The sequence below is a fragment of the Micromonospora lacuserhaii genome (genome assembly GCF_036902735.1).
GTDB lineage: Bacteria > Actinomycetota > Actinomycetes > Mycobacteriales > Micromonosporaceae > Micromonospora.
The window spans coordinates 18,870-38,789 of the sequence record NZ_JBAKHO010000024.1 but is presented as its reverse complement, the minus strand read 5'-3'; the positions used below and the strand labels follow the sequence as shown (position 1 = coordinate 38,789).

General features: G+C 74.1%; 24 protein-coding genes. 14 read left to right on the top strand and 10 right to left on the bottom strand.

Features of this window, described 5'->3' with window-relative positions; all coding sequences use genetic code 11:
• Positions 1-300 precede the first annotated feature (300 nt).
• A complete protein-coding gene (locus tag V6U81_RS16775; RefSeq protein ID WP_334490414.1) occupies positions 301-750 on the bottom strand; it encodes a DUF2267 domain-containing protein in 450 nt (149 codons plus the stop codon).
• 161 nt (positions 751-911) lie between these two features.
• On the opposite strand from V6U81_RS16775, the gene V6U81_RS16770 reads away from it, so the two are divergent.
• Positions 912-1,292 carry a hypothetical protein gene (locus V6U81_RS16770; protein WP_334490412.1) on the top strand — a complete coding sequence of 127 codons (381 nt, stop codon included), beginning with the start codon at positions 912-914 and terminating at the stop codon, positions 1,290-1,292.
• 30 nt (positions 1,293-1,322) lie between these two features.
• Here the strand turns inward: V6U81_RS16770 and V6U81_RS16765 are convergent, their stop codons facing one another.
• From V6U81_RS16765 to V6U81_RS16755, 3 genes are all read right to left on the bottom strand, one after another.
• Positions 1,323-2,729: an FAD-dependent oxidoreductase gene (locus V6U81_RS16765; RefSeq protein ID WP_334490410.1), complete on the bottom strand. Its 1,407-nt coding sequence runs from the start codon at positions 2,727-2,729 to the stop codon at positions 1,323-1,325.
• A 74-nt stretch (positions 2,730-2,803) separates the two neighbouring features.
• Positions 2,804-3,301: a GNAT family N-acetyltransferase gene (locus tag V6U81_RS16760; protein WP_334490408.1), complete on the bottom strand. Its 498-nt coding sequence runs from the start codon at positions 3,299-3,301 to the stop codon at positions 2,804-2,806.
• A complete protein-coding gene (locus V6U81_RS16755; protein ID WP_334490405.1) occupies positions 3,301-3,627 on the bottom strand; it encodes an ArsR/SmtB family transcription factor in 327 nt (108 codons plus the stop codon). Before V6U81_RS16755 ends, V6U81_RS16760 begins: the two co-directional genes overlap by 1 nt.
• Positions 3,628-3,748: 121 nt before the next feature.
• Between V6U81_RS16755 and V6U81_RS16750 the strand changes: the two genes are divergently transcribed.
• The 5 genes from V6U81_RS16750 to V6U81_RS16730 all read left to right on the top strand — a co-directional run bounded on the left by V6U81_RS16750 (position 3,749) and on the right by V6U81_RS16730 (position 6,912).
• Complete coding sequence (locus tag V6U81_RS16750; protein ID WP_334490402.1) at positions 3,749-4,120, top strand: ArsR/SmtB family transcription factor; 372 nt, start codon at positions 3,749-3,751, stop codon at positions 4,118-4,120.
• 79 nt (positions 4,121-4,199) lie between these two features.
• Positions 4,200-4,934, top strand: a complete 735-nt coding sequence (locus V6U81_RS16745) for an arsenate reductase/protein-tyrosine-phosphatase family protein (RefSeq protein WP_334490400.1) — start codon at positions 4,200-4,202, stop codon at positions 4,932-4,934.
• Positions 4,931-5,674, top strand: coding sequence for an aquaporin (locus V6U81_RS16740; protein WP_334490398.1), 744 nt, complete (start codon positions 4,931-4,933; stop codon positions 5,672-5,674). The genes V6U81_RS16745 and V6U81_RS16740 overlap by 4 nt, the downstream gene beginning before the upstream one ends.
• A 34-nt stretch (positions 5,675-5,708) precedes the next feature.
• On the top strand, positions 5,709-6,113 hold the full coding sequence (locus V6U81_RS16735) for an arsenate reductase ArsC (RefSeq protein WP_334490396.1): 405 nt from the start codon (positions 5,709-5,711) through the stop codon (positions 6,111-6,113).
• Positions 6,114-6,207: 94 nt separating this feature from the next.
• Positions 6,208-6,912: a CBS domain-containing protein gene (locus V6U81_RS16730; RefSeq protein WP_334490395.1), complete on the top strand. Its 705-nt coding sequence runs from the start codon at positions 6,208-6,210 to the stop codon at positions 6,910-6,912.
• Positions 6,913-6,943: 31 nt separating this feature from the next.
• Here the strand turns inward: V6U81_RS16730 and V6U81_RS16725 are convergent, their stop codons facing one another.
• From V6U81_RS16725 to V6U81_RS16710, 4 genes are all read right to left on the bottom strand, one after another.
• Positions 6,944-7,390, bottom strand: coding sequence for a DUF3592 domain-containing protein (locus V6U81_RS16725; RefSeq protein ID WP_334490393.1), 447 nt, complete (start codon positions 7,388-7,390; stop codon positions 6,944-6,946).
• A 44-nt stretch (positions 7,391-7,434) separates the two neighbouring features.
• Positions 7,435-8,724, bottom strand: coding sequence for an MGH1-like glycoside hydrolase domain-containing protein (locus tag V6U81_RS16720; protein ID WP_334490461.1), 1,290 nt, complete (start codon positions 8,722-8,724; stop codon positions 7,435-7,437).
• A 107-nt stretch (positions 8,725-8,831) separates the two neighbouring features.
• Positions 8,832-9,650, bottom strand: a complete 819-nt coding sequence (locus tag V6U81_RS16715; RefSeq protein WP_334490392.1) for a sugar phosphate isomerase/epimerase family protein — start codon at positions 9,648-9,650, stop codon at positions 8,832-8,834.
• 2 nt (positions 9,651-9,652) lie between these two features.
• On the bottom strand, positions 9,653-10,690 hold the full coding sequence (locus V6U81_RS16710; protein ID WP_334490391.1) for a zinc-dependent alcohol dehydrogenase: 1,038 nt from the start codon (positions 10,688-10,690) through the stop codon (positions 9,653-9,655).
• A gap of 116 nt (positions 10,691-10,806) precedes the next feature.
• On the opposite strand from V6U81_RS16710, the gene V6U81_RS16705 reads away from it, so the two are divergent.
• The 5 genes from V6U81_RS16705 (at position 10,807) to V6U81_RS16685 (ending at position 15,491) form a co-directional block, all read left to right on the top strand.
• The gene (locus V6U81_RS16705) at positions 10,807-12,201 is read left to right on the top strand and encodes an ABC transporter substrate-binding protein (protein WP_334490390.1); all 1,395 of its coding nucleotides are present in this window, start codon (positions 10,807-10,809) and stop codon (positions 12,199-12,201) included.
• Complete coding sequence (locus V6U81_RS16700; RefSeq protein WP_334490389.1) at positions 12,198-13,157, top strand: carbohydrate ABC transporter permease; 960 nt, start codon at positions 12,198-12,200, stop codon at positions 13,155-13,157. The genes V6U81_RS16705 and V6U81_RS16700 overlap by 4 nt, the downstream gene beginning before the upstream one ends.
• On the top strand, positions 13,157-14,023 hold the full coding sequence (locus V6U81_RS16695; RefSeq protein ID WP_334490388.1) for a carbohydrate ABC transporter permease: 867 nt from the start codon (positions 13,157-13,159) through the stop codon (positions 14,021-14,023). Before V6U81_RS16700 ends, V6U81_RS16695 begins: the two co-directional genes overlap by 1 nt.
• 207 nt (positions 14,024-14,230) lie before the next feature.
• The gene (locus V6U81_RS16690; RefSeq protein ID WP_334490387.1) at positions 14,231-14,845 is read left to right on the top strand and encodes a methyltransferase domain-containing protein; all 615 of its coding nucleotides are present in this window, start codon (positions 14,231-14,233) and stop codon (positions 14,843-14,845) included.
• Between the two features lie 40 nt (positions 14,846-14,885).
• On the top strand, positions 14,886-15,491 hold the full coding sequence (locus V6U81_RS16685) for a class I SAM-dependent methyltransferase (protein WP_334490386.1): 606 nt from the start codon (positions 14,886-14,888) through the stop codon (positions 15,489-15,491).
• A gap of 81 nt (positions 15,492-15,572) precedes the next feature.
• Here V6U81_RS16685 and eccB read toward each other — a convergent pair whose 3' ends face one another.
• Positions 15,573-16,958 carry a type VII secretion protein EccB gene (eccB, locus tag V6U81_RS16680; RefSeq protein WP_334490385.1) on the bottom strand — a complete coding sequence of 462 codons (1,386 nt, stop codon included), beginning with the start codon at positions 16,956-16,958 and terminating at the stop codon, positions 15,573-15,575.
• Positions 16,959-17,091: 133 nt separating this feature from the next.
• On the opposite strand from eccB, the gene V6U81_RS16675 reads away from it, so the two are divergent.
• The gene (locus tag V6U81_RS16675) at positions 17,092-17,694 is read left to right on the top strand and encodes a class I SAM-dependent methyltransferase (RefSeq protein WP_334490384.1); all 603 of its coding nucleotides are present in this window, start codon (positions 17,092-17,094) and stop codon (positions 17,692-17,694) included.
• A gap of 27 nt (positions 17,695-17,721) precedes the next feature.
• On the opposite strand, the gene V6U81_RS16670 is transcribed toward V6U81_RS16675, so the two are convergent.
• On the bottom strand, positions 17,722-18,750 hold the full coding sequence (locus V6U81_RS16670; protein ID WP_334490383.1) for a zinc-binding dehydrogenase: 1,029 nt from the start codon (positions 18,748-18,750) through the stop codon (positions 17,722-17,724).
• Between the two features lie 132 nt (positions 18,751-18,882).
• On the opposite strand from V6U81_RS16670, the gene V6U81_RS16665 reads away from it, so the two are divergent.
• Both V6U81_RS16665 and V6U81_RS16660 read left to right on the top strand, forming a co-directional pair.
• Positions 18,883-19,596 (top strand): polyamine aminopropyltransferase, encoded by a 714-nt coding sequence (locus V6U81_RS16665; protein ID WP_334490382.1) that lies wholly within the window; start codon positions 18,883-18,885, stop codon positions 19,594-19,596.
• Between the two features lie 122 nt (positions 19,597-19,718).
• Positions 19,719-19,901 (top strand): hypothetical protein, encoded by a 183-nt coding sequence (locus tag V6U81_RS16660; RefSeq protein ID WP_334490381.1) that lies wholly within the window; start codon positions 19,719-19,721, stop codon positions 19,899-19,901.
• Positions 19,902-19,920 lie beyond the last annotated feature (19 nt).

Genomic DNA, 19,920 nt, shown 5'->3' with positions numbered 1-19,920 from the left:
ACACAGGCGCAGCCATCTGCAGTTGTGATCATGATCCCCCCCAGGACTTCACAATGGAGCCAGCATAGGGCTCGATGTCCCGGGTAACAGATCATTGATCGGAGTCGACCCGAAGGGGCGACGACCGGACGGAGATCGGGTGCCGAAATTCGGCCGATCATCCCTCTAGCGCGGCCAGGAGTTTCCGCCTAAGCAGGTACCGACGAGTAATTTTTCGGTGAAAGAGCTTGCAGGCCGGGGATTTTCCGCCTGATTGACTCCTCAACAGCAGGTCAGCGCGGTGCCGGAGGTTGTCATACGTCAACGATCGTACGGCGGGACCGGCCCGGAATCGACGCCCCGGATGAAACTTTTCGGCAACTGTGACACCAGATCCTGAAACTCCCCGACCGTGACCGCCTCGCGCAGCGTCGCGAACACCGCCCGCACGCCCACCTCCGCGGTCGCCGGCTCCACCCCGGCCCGCTCGGCCACCCGGTGCAGGAACTCCACCGGCCCGTACCCGGCCGCCCCGTCGGCCGCCGGCCCGCCGGGAACCTCCGCGCCGAGGCCCGCACCGGCCTCGGCCGGGGTCGGCCCGGCGAGGTAGCCGCCGAGGTCGTCCGGCAGCTGGGCGGCCAGGTGGTCGGCCTCCCCGGCGCTGACCCGCTCCGCCAGCGTCACCAGGGCGGCGCGGGAGATCGCGGCCGCCCGCTCCGGCGGCAGTTGGGCGCGACGGGCCACCGCGTTGACGAAGATCGGGAAGCGCATCCGGGTCCACCTCCCCGCCGGGCCCGGCGGGTCCGGGCCGGACGCGAATACCCGGAGCCGTCCCGGACAAACGACGGCGTCGGCGGCGGGCGGCGGGTTTCCCGGGGACGGCCGGCGGGGCATTCCGCCGTGGGCGGCATTCCATCCGAAAGGAGCGCGGGATGGGTTGGTGGCGCGGCGGGCGGGAGCCGAAGCGGGACGTGGCCGAACGACTGAGCAGGCCGGGGCTGTTCCGGGTCGTCGGCGAGACAGCGGCCCTCGCCGACCGGGAGACCGTCCGACGCTGGCTGCGCGAACTGGACCCGGACCTCGACCAGCAGGTGTTCGTCCACCGGCCGTGGGGCACCGTCGCGGCGGTCAGCGACCGTCGGCACGGGACCGGCGTCGTCATGGCGGACCGCGAGGACCGGTCCTGGGGCGCGTACGTCCCCGGCGCCGACCATCGCGAGCAGCTCACCCCGGAGCAGGTCGAGGCGGTGATGCTGGCGGCGCTCGAGTCGCCGGAGCGTCCAGCCGGCGTGGACTGGCGCCGGCTGGACTGACGGTGCGGCGACGGCGACCCCGCGCCGCGCTCAGCTGCCGCAGCAGCCGCCGGCCTGACCGCCGGCGGGAACGGCGTCGAGGCTCACCAGGTCCAGCGGCGTGGCCAGCAGGCCGCCGGAGATGCCGGTGGCGAGGCCGACGGCGGCGGGCGCCGAACCGCAGCAGCTCTCGCCGCCGACCGCGTCGTCCGGGTTGCTGCTGCACACCCCGGTCTCCGGGAGGTCGAGCCGGACGTCACGGGCGGCGGCCCAGTCCCCGGCGAGGGCGGCGACCACGGAGCGGACCTGCTCGTAACCGGTGGCCATCAGGAACGTCGGCGCGCGGCCGTAGCTCTTCATCCCGACGGCGTAGTACCCCACCTCGGGGTGGGACAGCTCGTCGACGCCGTGCGGGGGGACGGTGCCGCAGGAGTGCTCGTTGGGGTCGATCAGCGGGGCGAGGGCCCGGGTGGCGCCCATCACCGGGTCCAGGTCCAGGCGCAGCTCGGCGGCGATGGAGTGGTCCGGACGGAAGCCGGTGGCAGCGACGATCCGGTCCACCACGACCCGCTCCTCACCACCGTCGGCGTGCCGGACGACCACCGCGACGCGCCCGTCGGAGGGGCTGAGGGCGTGCACGGAGAAGCCGGTGAGCAGCCGGACGCGACCGGCGTCGACGTGCGTGCGCAGCCGGGCGCCGAGCGCACCGCGCGCCGGCAGGGCGTCGGCGTCGCCGCCGCCGTAGCTGCGCGCCGGCGAGGCGGACCGGATCGCCCAGGTCACCTCGGTACCGGGCTCCTCGGCGGCCAGCTCGGCCAGGGAGAGCAGGGTGTTGGCGGCGGAGTGGCCGGCACCCACCACCAGGGTGTGCCGGCCGGCGAACCGCTCCCGGTCCGTGCCGAGCACGTCGGGCAGCGCGTGCTCCAGGTACGCGGCGACGTCGGTCTCGCCCCGGGCGGGCAGACCCGAGGCGCCGAGCACGTTCGGGGCGCCCCAGGTGCCGGAGGCGTCGATCACCGCGCGGGCGAGCAGCTCGTCGCCGTCGGCGAGGCGGACCAGGAACGGGGTGTGCTCGCGGCCGGCGGTGCGCAGCCGGTCCAGGCCGAGGCGGCTGATCGCCGCCACCCGGGCGCCGTAGCGCAGGTGCGGCTTGAGCTGCGGCAGGTCGGCCAGGGGCTGGAGGTAGCCGGTGACCAGCTCGGCGCCGGTGGGCAGGGCTTCGAGGTCGGGGGCGACCCAGCCGGACTCGTCGAGCAGCCGCCGGGCGGCCGGGTCGATGTTGTAGCGCCACGGGGAGAACACCCGCACGTGTCCCCACTGCCGGACCGCCGCGCCGGCGCGGTCACCGGCCTCCAGGACGGTGAAGGCGAGGCCCCGCTCGTGCAGGTGCGCGGCGGCGGCCAGGCCGACCGGGCCGGCGCCGATCACCACGACGGGAAGGTTGTCCAGGGTGCTCATCACAAACTCCTCTGTGTTGATAAACATCTAATCAAGAGCGCGCACGGTGGCCAAGGGCACGGGACCGACGCCGGTCAGGTGATGGCGGGGCTGCGCCGTTCCAGCAGGACGACGTCGCGCCACCGGCCGTGGTGGCGACCGACCCGTTCGCGGACGCCGATCACCCGGAACCCGGCCCGCTGGTGCAGCGCCAGGCTGCCGGTGTTCTCCGGGAAGACACCGGACTGGATGGTCCAGATGCCGGCGGCCTCGGTCGAGGCGATCAGCGTGGCCAGCAGCAGCCGCGCCACGCCGCGCCCTCGGGCGGCGGGATCGACGTAGACGGAGTGCTCCACCACCCCGGCGTAGACCGCCCGGGCCGAGGTCGGGGAGACCGCGATCCAGCCGTGTACGGTGCCGTCGCGGTCGACGGCCACGAAGCGGTGCTCGGGCAACCGGCCCGCGTCGAAGTCGGCCCAGGTCGGCGCCGTGGTCTCGAAGCTGGCGTGGCCGCCGTCCAGGCCGGCCTGGTAGATCGCCAGGACCGGGCCGGCGTCGTCGGCCGTCATCAGGCGGACGGTGGTGTCGGCCATCAGCGGACCCCCTCCGGGCGCGGGGCGGGGCGGCCCATGACGACGTCGGCGGCGGACGGGAAGCACCCGACGCAGGCCTCGTTGATCCGGTAGTGGCGGGCGGTGCCGGCCGCCTCCGCCAGCACGAACCGCACCTCGCTGAGGATCTTGAGGTGCTGCGAGACGGTGGACTGGGCGAGCCCGATCGCACCGACGATCTCCCCCACGCTCATCGGTCGGGCCTGTCGGGCCAGGTACGCCACGATCTGCACCCGCGTCGGGTCCGCCAGCGCGCGGAACCACGACGCGTACGTCTGCGCCGTCTCCCGTGCGAGCAACTCGTCCACGCCCACCCCTCGATCGTTTATCGCCGATAGACGATGAAGTCTAACAGCCTTCGACGCCCTGTCTCGACATCCGTCGAAGCAGAGAGTTGCACGTTGATTAGATAGATGTCAACCTAGGGCCATGTCGAAGCAAGACGCGCCCCGCACCCTGGTGGACCTCACCGCCGACGCACCCTGCTGCGCCCCGCTGACCCAGCATCAGGTCCCGGCGGAGACCGCAGCGGTGCTCGCCCCGGCCTTCAAGGCGCTCGGCGACCCGGTGCGGCTGCGGCTGATGTCGATGATCGCCTCCGCCGAGGGCGGCGAGGTGTGCGTCTGCGACCTGACCCCGGCCTTCGACCTCACCGGGCCGACCATCTCGCACCACCTGAAGGCCCTGCGGGAGGCCGGCCTGGTGGACGCCGAGCGGCGCGGCACCTGGGTCTGGTACCGCGCCCGGCCCGCCATCCTGCGTCAGCTCGCCGCGTTGCTCGCGGTCGAGCCCGCCGGCTGATCCACCCGCCGAGTTGACGGACCGGCTTTTCCACCCGCCGAGTTGACGGACCGGCTTTTACTCAGTGATAGTTGACTCAATGAACGCTGAGGTTGATTCCCTGACGAGCCGGGCCCGGGTGCACGCCGCCCTCGGCGACCCGGCGCGCCTCGCGATCGTCGACGCGCTCACCCTCGGCGACGCCTCCCCCGGGGAGATCGCCCGCAGCCTCGACATGCCGACCAACCTGGTCGCCCACCACGTCAAGGTGCTCGCCGACGCCGGCCTCGTCGTCCGCGGCCGCTCCGAGGGCGACCGCCGCCGCACCTACCTGCGGCTGCGACCGGCGACCCTGGCCGCGCTGGCCCCGCCGCCGCTCGCCGGAGTCGACCGGGTGGTCTTCGTCTGCACCCACAACTCCGCCCGCTCCCAGCTCGCCGCCGCCCTGTGGCGGTACCGCACCCGCGCCACCGCCGCCTCCGCCGGCACGAAGCCCGCGGCCCGCGTGCACCCTCGCGCCGTCGCGGTCGCCCACCGGCACGGGTTGGACCTCGATCCCAGCGGCACCGCGCACGTGGCCGACGTGGTCCGCGACCAGGACCTCGTGGTCGCCGTCTGCGACAACGCCCACGAGGAGCTGACCGGTCCGGTGCGGCCCCGGCTGCACTGGTCGGTGCCGGACCCGGTCCGGGTCGACACCGACGAGGCGTTCGAGGCGGCGTACGCCGACCTGGCCGACCGGATCGACCGGCTCGCCCCCGCCGTCACCCCGCTGAACAACAGCCCGGGCGCCCCGCCCCGGCACGTCACACCACAGGAGAGAACAGACCGATGACCATCGCCCTCCGGCGGCGCCTGCTGGCCGAGTTCACCGGCACCGCCCTGCTGGTCACCGCCGTCGTCGGCTCCGGCATCATGGCCACTACCCTCTCCCCCGGCGACGTCGGGCTCCAACTGCTGGAGAACTCGATCGCCACCGCGTTCGCCCTCGGCGCGCTGATCCTGATCTTCGGACCGGTCTCCGGCGCCCACTTCAACCCCGTGGTCTCCGCCGCCGACTGGTTCCTCGGTCGCCGCGCCGGCACCGGCCTCGCCGCCCGCGATCTCGCCGGCTACACCGCCGCCCAGATCCTCGGGGCGATCGCCGGGTCGATCCTGGCGAACCTGATGTTCGACCTCGGCGCGGTCACCCTCTCCGGCAAGGACCGCACCGGCGGCCACCTCTGGCTGGGCGAGGTGGTCGCCACGGCCGGGCTGATCCTGCTCATCTTCGCGCTCGCCCGCTCCGGGCGGGCCCCGGTCGCCCCCGCCGCGGTCGGCGCGTACATCGGGGCCGCGTACTGGTTCACCTCGTCCACCTCGTTCGCCAACCCGGCGGTGACCATCGGCCGGGCGTTCAGCGACACCTTCGCCGGCATCGCGCCCGCCTCCGTCCCCGGCTTCGTGGTCGCCCAGCTGGTCGGACTGGCCGTCGGCGTCGGCCTGCTGGCCGCGCACTACCCCGACGCCGGCGACGTCGCCGACCAGGTCGTCGTCCCGGCCGAGCCCGACCTGGCCCGCGACGACCGGTCCTGACCACCCTGCGATCCCGTACCCCGAGAGGCATCCCATGAGCGACAAGCCCAGCGTCCTGTTCGTCTGCGTGCACAACGCCGGCCGCTCCCAGATGGCCGCCGGCTGGCTGCGCCACCTCGCCGGCGACGCCGTCGAGGTCCGCTCCGCCGGCTCCGCCCCCGCCGACACCGTCAACCCCGCCGCCGTCGAGGCCATGCGCGAGGTCGGCATCGACATCACCGACCAGACCCCCAAGCTCCTCGAGTACGCCACGGCCGAGTCCTCCGACGTCATCGTCACCATGGGCTGCGGCGACGCCTGCCCGGTCTTCCCCGGCAAGCGCTACGAGGACTGGAAGCTCGACGACCCGGCCGGCAAGGGCGTCGAGGCCGTCCGCCCCATCCGCGACGAGATCCGCACCCGGGTCGAGCAGCTGCTCGCCGAGCTCCGCCCGGCCTGACCCGGGACTTCCGGCCCGGCCGGTACGGTCCCTGCGCCCCTGCTCCGCACCCGCCCCGCCGCCTAGCGTCGGAGGCGGGAACGAGGAGGTCGCCATGCGGACGTGGCAGGTGCAGGACGTGATGACGACGGACGTCGCGACGGTACGGGAGGGCACCGCGTACCGGGAGATCGTGGACGTGCTGACCGGCCGGCACGTCACCGCGGTGCCGGTGGTGGACGGGGCCCGGCGGGTGCTCGGGGTGGTCTCCGAGGCGGACCTGCTGCACAAGGTGGAGCTGCTGGGCCAGCCGCACGAGCGGCGGATCTTTCCCAGCCGCCGGCACCGGGAGGCCCGGATCAAGGCCGGCGCCACCCTGGCCGCCGACCTGATGACCGCCCCCGCGGTGACCGTCTCCCCCGACGTCTCCCTGGTGGAGGCCGCCCGGATCATGGATAAGCGGCAGGTCAAGCGGCTGCCGGTGACCGACGACCTGGGCCGGCTGGTGGGCATCGTGACGCGGGGCGACCTGCTGAAGGTGCACCTGCGCCCGGACGCCGACATCCGCCGGGACGTGGTCGGTGACGTGCTGCACCGGGTGCTGGGCGTCCCCGACGGCGTCGTCGACGTGACCGTGCACGGCGGCGTGGTGACCCTCACCGGCCAGCTCGACCGCTGGTCGACCGTGCACCTGGCCCTGCGGCTGACCATGCAGGTCAGCGGCGTGGTCGAGGTGGTCGACGCGCTCGGCTACGCGATCGACGATGCCCCGCTGGCCGCGCTGCGCGCCGGCGGCGCCACTCCGGCCGGGATCGGCTGACCCGCGGATCCGCCCCGCGACGCGCGGCCCGTCACCGGGCCGCGCGTTCCCGCCGGTCGGCGCGGACGATGCCCCAGGTGGCGAGCGGCACCCCGATCAGCCCGAAGATGGTGGTACCGAGCAACATGTACGCCGAGCGGCGGTTCTCCGGGGCACGCGCGTCCCGTACGTCGTCGGTGGGCCGGCGCGGGTCGTACACGATGGTCACCGCGTCGCCGACGACGGCGCGCGGCCCGGGCGCCGCATCGCCCTGACCGATCCTGGCACGCACCCGGCGCCCGTCGTCGGTGGTGAACTCGACCGTCGCAGCGCTGCGGTTCATCTCCACCACCCGCGCCGGGGCCTCGCGGCCCCGGTCGCGCAGCGCGTTGTCGTTGCTCCACACCCGCCAGGTGGCGATCGCGAAACCGACGACGACGACCACGCCCATCGCCGCGTAGAGGGGGGCGGGCGGACGCCGCCGGCGAAAGAAGCCCATGCACCTCTCTTCCCGGTCGGCGTGGCCCGGCAAACCCCGACGGTTCAGCCCTCGGCGAGCGCGTCGAGCAGCAGCGCCGCCGTCCAGCTGAACGCCGGAGACCCCAGCCCCGCGCCGGTGTCCGGGTGGAAGTACTCGTGGCAGCCCCCGGTGGCGACCAGCTCCAGCATGGACTCCCGCAGCCCGGCCGCCAGGTCGGGCCGGCCGTGGGTGCGCAGTCCCCGCCAGAGCAACCAGCTGGTGTTCAGCCAGCTCGGCCCGCGCCAGTAGCGCAGCGGCTCGAAGTCCGGCGCGGTCCGGTCGTGGCTGGGCAGCGGACGCGCCATCCGGGGGGCCACCCCGAACCGCGCCGAGGCGGCCTCGGCCACCACCGCCGCGGCCTGCCGGGCCGGCAGGTCGGGCAGGATCAGCGGCATCAGCCCGAGCACCGTCCGGGCCGGGATCAGCCGGTCGGTGCGCAGGTCGCGCGGGTGGAAGGTGCCGGTGACCGGGTCGTACAGCCGGTCGGTCACCGCCTGGGTGATCCGGGCGGCCCGGTCCCGGTGCGGTCCCGGGTCCGCGCCGACCACCGTGGCGATCCGGGCCAGGGCGTGCTCGGCCGCGCCCAGCGCCGCGTTGACCAGCGGGCACTCCACCAGGAAGGGGTGCCCTCCGGCGAGGTCGTCGTCGCGGTACGCCCGGCCCCGGTAGGCGGCGACCATCGCGACGTACCGCGCGTAGTCCAGGTCCGTGGGGCGGTGGGCGGCGTCGGCGTGCGCGGTGTCGTGCCGCCGGTACGCCCGCATCACCTCGGCGTCGGCGGGCACCGCGGCCATCGGGGCGTCCCAGGCCGGGCTGTTGTCCAGCCCGGACTCCCACGGGTGCACGATGGCGGCCAGCCCGCCGCCGCCGACGTCCCGCCGTCCGGTCAGGTAGCGCTGGGCGGCGACCAGTCGGGGATAGAGCGCACGCAGGTGGCGTACCGACGCCTCGGAGGGGGCGCGGCGGTGCACCAGCCAGGCGGCCAGGGCGTGCACCGGCGGCTGGACGATGCCGGAGGTCGCGGCGGCCGGGGCGCCGGCCGCGACCGCGGAGTCCCAGAACTCCGGCCCGGGGAAGTACGACCCGACCCGCAGCGCCGGGTTGAACACGATGTGCGGCACCCGACCGTCGGCCCACTGGGCGGCGAAGAGGGTCCGCAGCTCCCGCCAGGCGCGGTCGGGCCGGACGTGGGCCAGTCCGATCGCGATGAACGCCGAGTCCCAGCTCCACTGGTGCGGGTAGAGGGTGCGGGACGGGACGGTGTGGTCGTGCTCCCAGTTGCCGTCCAGAGTGGAGAGGGCGAGCCGGCGCAACGCGGTGGCCCGCTCTCCACGGGTCGGGCCGCTGGGGCCGGCGCCGGGCGCGCCGTCCGCCGTGGCGGGGTCGGTCGCGCTGCTCCGGCCGGCGGGTGTGCCGGCGCTCACGCGGCGGCCTGCCGCGGCTGGGCGTGCCGCAGCACGGTGGCCGCCTGTTGGAGGGCCCGGACCGGGTCGCCGCGCAGCCGGCACTCCAGGGCCAGCCAGCCGGGGTAGCGGATCTCGGCCAGGGTGCGCAGCAGCGCCGGCCAGTCCAGGTGCCCGGCCCCCGGCTGGTACCGGTTGGAGTCGCTGACCTGCACGTGCCCGAGGTACGGCGCGGCGTACCGCAGCGCCGCGTGCACGTCGTCCTCCTCGATGTTCATGTGGAAGGTGTCGGCGACCACCCGTACCGAGGGCAGGCCCACGGCAGCGCAGAGCGCCACCGCCTCGTCGAGCCGGTTGACCATGTGGTCCTCGTACCGGTTGAGCGGTTCGAGGTAGAGGGTGACCCCCTCGGTGCGGGCGTGCTCGCCGAGGACGCCGAGGGCGTCGACGAGCACCTGCCGGTCGCCGGCCGGCGACCGGGGCGGTTCGAAGGGCGGCAGCCGGCGGGAGAACATGCCCCAGGCGGCCGGGGTCATCGCGCCGATCCCGCCGAGCTCGGCGATCACCGACAGCTGGGAGCGCAGGTTGGCCACCGCGTCCCGGGAGCGGGCCGGGTCGAAGTCGCCGATGAAGTGGTCCATCTCGACGCAGACCGTCGGCATGACCACCCCCTCGGCGCGGGCCCGGCGCAGCTCGGGCAGGCGGCGGGCGAGGGCGAGTTCGCCCCGGCCGCGCAGCTCGATGCCGTCGTAGCCGAGGGCGGTGGCGAGGGCGAACTTCTGGGACAGGGTGGCGCCCGGGAGCAGCTGCTCCTGGCAGGCGAGCGGAACGGCCATGGTCAGAACCTCAGTACGACTTGGAGGACGTCATCGGCACCGCGGTCGAGCAGCGCCAGCGCGTCGGCCACCGCGCGGGCGTCCACGACGTGGCTCACCAGCGGCAGCGGGTCGACGCTGCCCTCGGCCACCAGGTCCATGAAGGTGTGGGCGATGCGGGCACCGGTCCACCGGCCGGCCAGGCCGGGTGCCGGGGCGGGGCCGGAGACCTGGGCCGCCACCAGTTGGATCCGGTTGTGGTGGAACTCCTCACCGAGGCCGAGGCCGTCGGCCTGGCCCTGGTAGAAGCCGGCGGCCACGACGCGGCCGGCGTGGGTGGTGGCCCGGATCGCCTCGTGCAGGGCCGGGTACGCCCCGGACAGCTCCAGGCAGATGTCCGCGCCGCGGCCCTCGGTGAGCCCGTGCAGCACGGCAGCGGCCGACTCGACGCCGGCGTCGACGGTGCGCCGGGCGCCGAACCGGGCGGCCATCGCCAGCCGGGCCGGCACCCGGTCCACCGCGACCACCCGGGCCCCGGAGAGCGCCGCGAGCCGGGTGGCGAGCAGCCCGATCACGCCCTGCCCGAAGACGCCGACCCAGTCGCCGAGGTGCAGGTCTCCGGAGAGGACGGCGGTGAGCGCGATGGCGCCGGGCCGGGCGAAGACGGCGGCGAGCGGGTCGAGCCCGGGGGCGAGGGGGCTGACCGCGGCGGCCGGTACGACGGCCTCCGCGCGGTGCCCCCAGATGCCCCAGACGAGCTGGCCGGGATGTCGGTCGGTGACGTCCGGGGCGGCCTCGACGACCTCGCCGACCTCCTCGTAGCCGAACCCGACCAGCGGGTACGGCACCGGGGCCTGGCGGGGGACGAACATCCGGCTGACGTCGTCCCAGTCCTTGCTCAGCCGGGGATTGCTGCCCCGGAACAGGGTCAGCTCGGTACCGGCGGAGATGCCGGAGAAGCAGGTGCGGACCCGCACCTGCCCCGGCCCGAGCGGATCGGAGGCGCAGGGCTCGAGGCTGACGCGCCGCGGGCCGGCCAGAGAGACAACCCAATTGCTCATGGCGTCACTCCCGGAAAGTACCGGGTTCAATCTTAACAAAAAATCGTCATATGTCTTGTTATTGATCAATCGCGGGCGTTGAATCCATTGTGTACCCTTCGAGAGGAGTGCCACCGATGCCATCACCCTCGATGCGGATCGTCGCCTCCACCCTGATCATGACATTTGCCGGGGTGGGAATGCTGGCCTGCAGCGACAACGAGTCGGAAAGTGACAGTTCGCAGATCACGGTCTGGAGCCTGGAGGACGTCGCCGACCGGGTGACCGCCACCAAGGCGATCATCGCGGACTACACCGCCAAGACCGGCGTCAAGGTCAATCTGGTCACCGTCAACGAGGACCAGTTCCCGTCCCTCATCGCCTCCAGCGCCGCCGCCGGCGAACTGCCCGACGTGGTCGGCTCGGTCTCCCTGGCCGGCATCCAGACCCTCGCCGGCAACGAACTGCTCCACCCCGACGCCAACTCCGAGATCGTCGACTCGCTGGGGCGGGACACCTTCTCCCCCCGCGCCCTGGAGCTGACCTCCGACGACGACAAGCAGCTCTCCGTACCCAGCGACGGCTGGGGGCAGCTGCTGGTCTACCGCAAGGACCTGTTCGACACCGCCGGGCTGCCCGCCCCCGACACGTACGAGAAGATCACCGCCGCGGCCACGAAGCTGAACACCCGCGGCGTCGCCGGCATCACCGCGGCCACCGCCCCCGGCGACGTCTTCACCCAGCAGACCTTCGAGCACCTGGCGCTGGCCAACAACTGCCAGCTCACCGACGACTCCGGGGCGGTCAAGCTCGACTCGCCGGAGTGCGTCGAGGCGTTCCGGTTCTACGGCGATCTGATGCGCAACCACTCGGTCCGGGGCGCCCAGGACGTCGACACCACCCGGGCCGCCTACTTCGCCGGCAAGGCCGCCATGGTGATCTGGTCCCCGTTCATCCTCGACGAGCTGGCCGGGCTGCGTAACGACGCCAAGCCGACCTGCCCGCAGTGCGCGAAGGACCCGACCTTCCTCGCCAAGAACAGCGGCTTCGTCACCGCGATCAAGGGACCCAACGGCGCCGAGCCGGCCCAGTACGGCGAGATCAGCTCGTGGGCGGTGCTCGACGGCGCCGCCACCGGCCCGGCGAAGTCCTTCGTGGAGTACATGCTCTCCGACGGCTACCCGCGCTGGTTCGGCATGTCCCCGGAGGGCCGCTTCCCGGTCCGCAAGGGCACCGCGGAGGACAAGGAGAAGTTCCTCACCGCCTGGAACACCAGCCAGGCCGGGGTGGACGCGAAGAAGCCGCTCTCCGAGGTCTACGGCGCCGACGTGCTGGCCACCCTGCGCCGCAGCCCGGACACCTTCCAGCGCTGGGGCCTGCCGCAGGGCCAGGGCAAGCTGGTCGGGGCGATCCTCGGTGAGCTGCCCGTGCCGAAGGCCCTCGCCGACGTGGTCGGCGGCAAGTCCGACGCCGGCGCGGCCGCCGCCCGGGCGAAGAAGGACGTGGAGGCGATCAAGGCAGGCGTCAATTGACCACCGCCCCGCCGGAGACCGGCCGCTCCCCCGCACGGGAGCGGCCGCGCCCCGGCCGCCGACGCCCGCTCACCCTGCGCCGACGCGAGTCCCGGGCCGGCCTCGCCCTGGTCGCCCCGACCCTGCTCGTGGTCATCGCGGTGATCGGCATCCCGATCGTCTGGACGGTGGTGCTGGCCTTCCAACGGGTACGCCTGGCCACCCTGCGCAAGACCGGCCTCTTCGGCGAGCTGACGCTGAGCAACTTCGACCGGGTGCTGCACACCCCCGGGTTCGCCGACACCCTCTGGACCACGCTGGTCTACAGCGTCGGCGGCACCTTCGGCTCGATCCTGCTCGGCCTGGTCGCGGCGCTGGTGGTCCGCCGCCCGTTCCGGGGTCGCACCCTGGTCCGCGCGTCGATGCTGCTGCCGTACGTGGCGCCGGTGGTCGCCGTCGCCTTCGTCTGGCAGGTGATGCTCGACCCGCAGCTCGGCATCGTCAACGACTGGGGGCGGCGGTTCCTCGGCTGGGACTCGCCGATCCCGTTCCTGTCCCAGGACTCGACGGCGCTCTGGACGGTGATCGCGTTCGAGGCGTGGCGCTACTTCCCGTTCGCGTTCCTGTTCCTGCTCGCCCGGCTCCAAGCCGTGCCGGGTGAGCTGGAGGAGGCCGCCCGGGTCGACGGCGCCACCCCGACCCAGCGGTTCCGGCACATCCTGCTGCCGCAGCTGCTGCCGGTGATCGCGCTGCTCTCCGTGCTGCGGTTCATCATGACCTTCAACAAGTTCGACGACGTCTACCTGCTCACCGGCGGCTCCGCCGGTACCGAGGTGGTCAGCGTCCGGGTCTACCAGTTCCTCACCGCCCGGACCGACATCGGCGCGGCGGCGGCGCAGGCGGTCGTGCTGGCCGTCGTGCTGATCGTGTTCGTCGCGATCTACCTACGCTTCTTCACCGCCCGGAAGGAGGCGTGATGGACCGCGACCAGTTCGAGACCGTCTCGCTGCGCTGGCTGCGCCGGCTGGTGATCGCCGCGTTCCTGCTGATCACCCTGCTGCCGTTCTGGTACATGCTGGTGCTCTCGGTGCGCCCGATCGAGCGGCTGCTGCTCGACCCCGGCGTGATCTGGGTGCCGTTCGGCGAGCTCACCGTGGCCACGTACACCGAGGTGCTCAAGGCCGCCGAGGACGGCGGCCAGGGTTTCCTCACCTTCATCCGCAACAGCGGCATCGTCGCGGTCGCCGCGACGCTGCTCACCCTGGTGGTCGCCATCCCCGGGGCGTACGCGGTGTCCCGGCTGCGCTTCTTCGGCCGCCGCCAGGTCAACTTCCTGTTCCTGGCGGTCTACCTGTTCCCGTCCATCGTCATCGCCATTCCGCTCTTCGTGGTCTTCACCCGGGCCGGGCTGCGCGGGTCGCTCTTCGGGCTGGTGCTGGTCTACATCTCGCAGACCCTGCCGGTCTCGGTCTACATGCTCAAGAACTACTTCGAGACCATCCCGATCAGCCTGGAGGAGTCCGCCGCCATCGACGGCGCCGGCCGGCTCGGCATCATCCGGCGGGTCAGCCTCCCCCTCGCCGCCCCGTCGATCATGGCGGTCGCCCTCTACGACTTCATGATCGCCTGGAACGAGTTCCTCTTCGCGCTGCTCTTCCTGGTGGACAAGCCGAACCGGTGGACGGTCTCGCTCGGCCTGTCCCTGCTCTCCGACGGGGTCGAGGTACCCAAGACGGTGCTGATGGCCGGCTCGGTGATCCTCACCCTGCCGATCGTGATCCTCTTCTTCGCCAGCGAGCGGCTGCTCACCGAGGGCCTCACCGCGGGCGCGGAGAAGGGCTGACAGCGGCGCCGGCGGAGGGTGGCGAACCGTCGTCACCCTCCGCCAGCGGCCGGACACATCCGATGAGAACCCCGTCCGGCTGCTGACGGACGCCCGTGTGATCCGTACCATCGGTGCCGGCCGTACGGGAGGGCCGGCGCCGCGTACGACGCCGGCGGCCGACCGGCGTCGGCCGTCCGCACAGTGGCAGGCAGGGGAGCCGGGCGAATGGATCGAGCAGGGCGGGAAGCCCCGACGGGCACCGAGGGCGAGGACTACACCGAGCGCCTCCAGCGTCTCGGTGGCGCGCGCTGGAAGCAGGCGCTCGACGTGCAGGCGCCGTACCGGTGGAACCTGCGCCGGCTCGAACTGGGCCGCACCCTCGACGTCGGCTGCGGGCTCGGCCGCAACCTGGGCAACCTCGGCGAGGGTGCGGTCGGCGTCGACCACAACCCCACCTCGATCGCGCACGCCCGGTCCCTCGGGTATGAGGCGTACACGGTCGAGGAGTTCTTCCAGACCCCGCACGCCCGGCCGGGCGCCTTCGACGCGCTGCTCGCCGCGCACCTGCTGGAGCACCTGCCCGGCCCGCAGGCGCTCGAGGTGATCTCCTCGTACCTGCCGTTCGTCCGCTCCGGCGGCACCGTCGTACTCATCACCCCGCAGGAGCGCGGGTACGCCAGCGACGCGAGCCACGTCCGGTTCGTCGGCTTCGACGAGGCGGCCCAGGCGGTGCGTGACCTCGGGCTGACCGTGGCGAAGCAGTACTCCTTCCCGTTCCCCCGGGCGGCCGGCAAGGTCTTCACGTACAACGAGTTCGTCACCGTCGCCCGGGTGCCCTGACCGCCGGGTCGCCCGCCGGGTCGCCGGTTACCGTGGCGACATGACCAACCCGACCCGCTGGGCGACCGAGACCGGTCCCGGGCATTCGCAGTGGTACATCGACCGCTTCCGCAAGCTCGCCGCCGAAGGCGTGGACCTCGCCGGCGAGGCCCGGCTGGTCGACGCGGTGGTGCCGCCCGGGTCCCGGATCCTCGACGCGGGCTGCGGCACCGGCCGGGTCGGCGCCGCGCTCGCCGCCCGGGGCCACCGGGTGGTCGGGGTGGACGCCGACCCCGCGCTGATCGAGGCGGCCCGCGCCGATCACCCCGGCCCGCGCTGGCTCGTCGGCGACCTCGCCGAGCTGGACCTGGCCGCGGCCGGCGAGCCGGAGCCCTTCGACGCCGCCGTGGTCGCCGGCAACGTGATGGCCTTCGTCGCCCCCGGCACCGAACGCGACGTGCTGGCCCGGATCGGGGCGCACGTGAAGCCCGACGGTGTGGTGCTGGTCGGCTTCGGCCTGGACCGGGGCTACCGGCTGGACCACTTCGACGCCGACGTCGCCGGGGCGGGGTTGCGCCGGGAGCAGCGCTTCGCCACCTGGGACCTGCGGCCCTGGCACGACGACGCGGACTTCGCGGTCAGCCTGCTCCGCCGGCCCGCCGACTGACCGCCGACCCTGGCACCCCGGCCGACGGACACGTCCCGCCGACCCGGCCGTGGCCGGTTCCGGACGGCCCGCCCCGACGGCTCAGGCCGGGGCGGCGACCGCCCGGGCCGCGGCCGGGTCCAGGGTGCTGCCGGCGGGCACCAGGGCGACCAGCCCGGCGGGCAGCCGGACCGGCTTCACCCCCCGGAAGCCGAGCATGCCGAGCACCTCGGGGTCGGCCAGCACGTACCGCCGGCCCAGGTCGGTGACGACGGAGACGGCGCCACCGGTCGCACCCGGCGCGGCCACCGACTCGACCACCGCGCCACCGCCGGGCTCGACCAGTACGTGGTCGGCGAGCACCCCACGGCCCTGCCCGCCGGTCCGGGCGGCCGCGGTCAGATCCGGCACCGCGACCCCGAGCCGGACGTCGCGGACCTCCCCGTCGCCGCCGACCCGGCCGCAGAGCGCGCTCCCGTCGACCCCGGTCAGCCGGGGCGGCGAGGAGGGCGGCGCGGTCGGACCGGTGGGCACGAGATCGGGCAGTTTCGGCAGCTCGGCGAAGCGGCCGAGGGTGACCGGCTCCGGCTCCCCCTGGCCGGTGCGGGCCATCAGCAACGCCGCCTGGAGCTCGGTGATCCCGGCCAGCCCGTTCCGCGCCGCGACGGCGTACTGCCGGCCGCCGCCGGAGTTGCGGACCAGGTAGACGTCGCCGACCGCGGCGCCGGAGACGCGGTCGGACCGCTCGCCAAGGTCCGTCAGGGCGGGCGGCGCCAGGTCCGCGCCCGCCGGCAGGGCGTTGAGCAGCGCCGGCGCCACCGGTACGGCCCGTTCCCGGGTGGCGGCCAGCGCCGCCAGCACCCGGTTGGTGTCCCGCAGCAGGTAGCGCCGCTGGTGCCAGACCAGGTGCAGGCTGCCGTCCGGAGGCCGGACCAGCAGGCCCTCCTCGCCGAGGGCCCGCCCGCCGGTGGCCCCCCGGCCGATCAGCAGCGCCGACCGGGGGGCGGCCCGGTCGACCCCGGCCGGAGTGAGGGAGCAGACCGTCCACGGGGCCGTCGAGAGCCGCCCCGGCGCGGGCAGCGAATCCGGCGCGTCGGCGATGCCGAGCGGGCGGCCGCGCGGCACGCCCTCGATGGACCGGCGGGACACCAGCACCGTGCTGGCCCGCTCCGCCCCGATGATCAGCAGCGCGGAGGCGTAGTTGAGCACCGGGTGCAGCCGGCCGTCGCGGTAGACGAAGCGGGCGCCGGACTCCTTCTCGACGATCACCGCGCCGGTGTCCCGCCACTTGGTACCGCCGCCGGCGAAGAGGCCGTACAGGGCGAACCCGCCGAGCCCGATCACCGCCACCAGGACGCTGGCCAGGCCCGCGCCGGCCAGCCGGCGGAACGGCGACTGCGCCGGGTCCGTCTCCCGCATCACCAGCGCGGCGACCGCCCGCTGCACGGTGAACTGGTACGAGTGGAGCTGATCCTGCCGCGACGGCATGGCGTCCCTTCCGGCGATTCGTCGGCCACAGGATATGCGTTCCGTCGATGTCCCGGAGACCCTGCGTCGTCACCGTCCCGGTGGCATCCGGGTTCCCCGCGGTCCGGTCCCACCCGTCGCGTATAACCGGACGATGGACAGCAACGAGTGGGACGCCCGGTACGCCGCCTCGACGGAGCTGGTCTGGACGGCCGTGCCGAACCGCTTCGTCGTCGAGACGGTCGCCGACCTGCCTCCGGGCGACGCGCTGGACCTCGCCGCCGGGGAGGGCCGCAACGCGGTCTGGCTGGCCGAGCGGGGCTGGCGGGTCACCGCCGTCGACTTCTCCCCGGTGGCCGTGGCCCGGGGCCGGGAGCTGGCCGCCGGCCGGGGCGTACCGGTGCGCTGGCGGGTCGCCGACGTCACCGCCGACGTCCCCGAGCCCGACCGGTACGACCTGGTGCTGATCGCCTACCTGCACCTGCCGCCGGCCGCGCGGGCGACGGCGCTGGCCGGGGCGCGGGCGGCGCTGCGCCCGGGCGGCACGCTCGTCGTGGTCGGGCACGACCGGGCCAACCTGGTCCACGGCGTCGGCGGTCCCCGCGACCCGGAGATCCTGCTGACCCCGGAGGCGGTGACCGCCGGGCTGGACGGTCTGCGGATCGCCCGGGCGGAGACGGTCCGCCGGCCGGTCGCCGTGGACGGGTCGACCGTGGACGCGCTGGACACGCTGGTGGTGGCGGCCCGGCCGGCGTGACGGTCGACCGGGCCGCGGACACCGCGGTCAGGGACGCAGGATGAGCCGGATCGGGTTGCCCTCCTTGGACTGCACCCGGCGGACCGCCTCCTCGGCGTCGGCGAGCGGCAGCACGTCGCTGACCGAGGCGGACAGGTCGAGCCGGCCGGCGCCGGCCAGCCGGACCAGCTGCTCGACGTGCTCGGCCTCCGATCCGTAGTGCCCGAGCACCGCCTGCTGCAGGTAGTTGAACGGGCTGTCCGAGGCGATGGTGACCGGCTTGTTGGCGATGCCGGCGAGCACCAGCCGGCCACGCCGGCCCAGCAGGGTCTGGGCCTGCTCGCGGACCGGGGTTACCCCGGCGAAGTCGAACGCGACGTCGAGGCCGCGACCGCCGGTCAGCTCCTTGACCGCGGCCCGGAAGCCGGGGTCGGCGGGGTCCAGGGCGGCGTCCGCGCCGAGGGTGAGGGCCCGCTCCCGGGCGGCGGGCAGCGGGTCCACGGCGATCACCGGCGCGGCGCCGACCAGCCGGAGCAGCTGTACGGCGTGCGCGCCGAGCCCGCCGACACCCCAGACGCCCACCGCCTCCCCCGGCCGGGTACGACCGGTGTCGGTGACCGCCGCCCACGGGGTGGAGACCGCGTCGGGGATGATGCAGGCCTGCTCGAAGGAGAGGTCGTCCGGGATGGGGACCAGGGTGTCCTGCCGTGCCAGGGCGTACTCGGCCCAGCCGCCGTCGTAGTCGACGCCCCGGGTGAAGACGGTGCCGCGCCGGTCCCGCTCCCCCGCCTGGAGCAGCACCCGCTGCCCCGGCGTCCAGCCCTCGGCCCCGTCGCCGAGCACGTCGACGACGCCGGCCACCTCGTGGCCGAGGGTCACCACGTCCTCGGGCAGGTACAGCGGGGTGAGCGTGCCGTCGATCAGGTGCACGTCGGAGAGGCAGACCCCGGCGGCGGCCACCTTGATCCGTACCTGCCCGCGTCCCGGTTCGGGCACCGGGACGGTCTCCATTCGCAGTGCCCGCTCCGTCAGGTGCAACCGTCCGGCCAGCATCTCCGCCACCACGTGCTCCTCCACCGTCGACGTCCGTGATCCACTCGGTTACCCCCGCCGGGGACGGCGATGCGCGCCGTCCGGCGGAGATACCCGCGCCCGGCGGGCGCACCGGTAGCATCCCCGGACGACGGCGACAGCAGGAAGGCGGGCCGGATGGGCACGCGATTCGAGGAACTGGCCTGGCGAGAGACCCCGATCGGGGCGATCAGCCTGCGCCGCCGCCGCGACCCGGCGCTCGACGTCGACGTGTACGAGGTCAAACTCGACGACGAGTACCTGATGTCGAGCCTCTTCCCGGTCGCGGAGATCGAGCTGGCCCGGCTGGGCCTGGCGCCGCTGACCGGCGACACGCTCGACGTGGCGGTTGGTGGGCTCGGCCTCGGCTACACCGCGCGCACCGCGCTGGAGGACCCGCGGGTCCGGTCTGTGGTGGTGGTCGAGGCGATCGAGGACGTCATCGACTGGCACCGCCGGCAGCTGCTCCCGTTCGCCGCCGGGCTGGCGGTGGACCCGCGTACCCGATTCGTCCGCGCCGACTTCTTCGCCTCCGTCGCCGGCGGCGCGGGCCTCGACCCGGACGCCCCGGATCGCCGCTTCCACGCGGTGCTGCTGGACGTCGACCACTCCCCCCGCAACGTCCTGCACCCGAGCCACGCCGCCTTCTACACCCCGGACGGCCTGCGCCGGCTCGCCGCGCTGCTGCACCCGGACGGGGTCTTCGCGCTCTGGTCGGACGACCCGCCGGACGAGGCTTTCGGCGCCGTGCTCGCCGAGGTGTTCGCGACCTGGCAGGCCCACGTCGTCCCGTTCGCCAACCCGCTGACCGGCGGCGAGTCGGCCAACACGGTCTACGTCGCCCGGCGCTGAACCCGGCGCCGCTGCCCGTGGTGGGTGGCCCGAGGACCCGGGCGGCGAACGGCCGGCCGCCGGCATGGCCGGTCGCGCAGCGGGAAGGCAGGGCCGCGAACTCAGACGTCGGAGGAGGGAACATGCGGGCCGTGCTCTGGGTCGTCGGCATCGTCGGCGGTGCGCTCATCCTGCTCGGGCTGCTGCTGGAGGCGGTCCGCTGGCTGGTGGTCATCGGGCTGATCGCGCTGGCCGTGGTCATCGTGCTGGCGTTCGTCCGCGGCCGGCAGGTGGTACGCGAACACCCCTCCGCCGGCCGGCGGTAGCCGACCGGCGGAGAAGGCG

What these genes read in the sequence shown, in the direction of transcription:
- V6U81_RS16750 (WP_334490402.1), top strand. Translation starts at nt 3,749, where the DNA reads ATGTCGAAGCAAGACGCGCCCCGCACCCTGGTGGACCTCACCGCCGAC.
- V6U81_RS16710 (WP_334490391.1), bottom strand. Translation starts at nt 10,690, where the DNA reads ATGAGCAATTGGGTTGTCTCTCTGGCCGGCCCGCGGCGCGTCAGCCTC.
- V6U81_RS16685 (WP_334490386.1), top strand. Translation starts at nt 14,886, where the DNA reads ATGACCAACCCGACCCGCTGGGCGACCGAGACCGGTCCCGGGCATTCG.
- eccB (WP_334490385.1), bottom strand. Translation starts at nt 16,958, where the DNA reads ATGCCGTCGCGGCAGGATCAGCTCCACTCGTACCAGTTCACCGTGCAG.
- V6U81_RS16715 (WP_334490392.1), bottom strand. Translation starts at nt 9,650, where the DNA reads ATGGCCGTTCCGCTCGCCTGCCAGGAGCAGCTGCTCCCGGGCGCCACC.
- V6U81_RS16660 (WP_334490381.1), top strand. Translation starts at nt 19,719, where the DNA reads ATGCGGGCCGTGCTCTGGGTCGTCGGCATCGTCGGCGGTGCGCTCATC.
- V6U81_RS16760 (WP_334490408.1), bottom strand. Translation starts at nt 3,301, where the DNA reads ATGGCCGACACCACCGTCCGCCTGATGACGGCCGACGACGCCGGCCCG.
- V6U81_RS16665 (WP_334490382.1), top strand. Translation starts at nt 18,883, where the DNA reads ATGGGCACGCGATTCGAGGAACTGGCCTGGCGAGAGACCCCGATCGGG.
- V6U81_RS16775 (WP_334490414.1), bottom strand. Translation starts at nt 750, where the DNA reads ATGCGCTTCCCGATCTTCGTCAACGCGGTGGCCCGTCGCGCCCAACTG.
- V6U81_RS16705 (WP_334490390.1), top strand. Translation starts at nt 10,807, where the DNA reads ATGCCATCACCCTCGATGCGGATCGTCGCCTCCACCCTGATCATGACA.
- V6U81_RS16695 (WP_334490388.1), top strand. Translation starts at nt 13,157, where the DNA reads ATGGACCGCGACCAGTTCGAGACCGTCTCGCTGCGCTGGCTGCGCCGG.
- V6U81_RS16765 (WP_334490410.1), bottom strand. Translation starts at nt 2,729, where the DNA reads ATGAGCACCCTGGACAACCTTCCCGTCGTGGTGATCGGCGCCGGCCCG.
- V6U81_RS16770 (WP_334490412.1), top strand. Translation starts at nt 912, where the DNA reads ATGGGTTGGTGGCGCGGCGGGCGGGAGCCGAAGCGGGACGTGGCCGAA.
- V6U81_RS16690 (WP_334490387.1), top strand. Translation starts at nt 14,231, where the DNA reads ATGGATCGAGCAGGGCGGGAAGCCCCGACGGGCACCGAGGGCGAGGAC.
- V6U81_RS16735 (WP_334490396.1), top strand. Translation starts at nt 5,709, where the DNA reads ATGAGCGACAAGCCCAGCGTCCTGTTCGTCTGCGTGCACAACGCCGGC.
- V6U81_RS16745 (WP_334490400.1), top strand. Translation starts at nt 4,200, where the DNA reads ATGAACGCTGAGGTTGATTCCCTGACGAGCCGGGCCCGGGTGCACGCC.
- V6U81_RS16740 (WP_334490398.1), top strand. Translation starts at nt 4,931, where the DNA reads ATGACCATCGCCCTCCGGCGGCGCCTGCTGGCCGAGTTCACCGGCACC.
- V6U81_RS16725 (WP_334490393.1), bottom strand. Translation starts at nt 7,390, where the DNA reads ATGGGCTTCTTTCGCCGGCGGCGTCCGCCCGCCCCCCTCTACGCGGCG.
- V6U81_RS16730 (WP_334490395.1), top strand. Translation starts at nt 6,208, where the DNA reads ATGCGGACGTGGCAGGTGCAGGACGTGATGACGACGGACGTCGCGACG.
- V6U81_RS16675 (WP_334490384.1), top strand. Translation starts at nt 17,092, where the DNA reads ATGGACAGCAACGAGTGGGACGCCCGGTACGCCGCCTCGACGGAGCTG.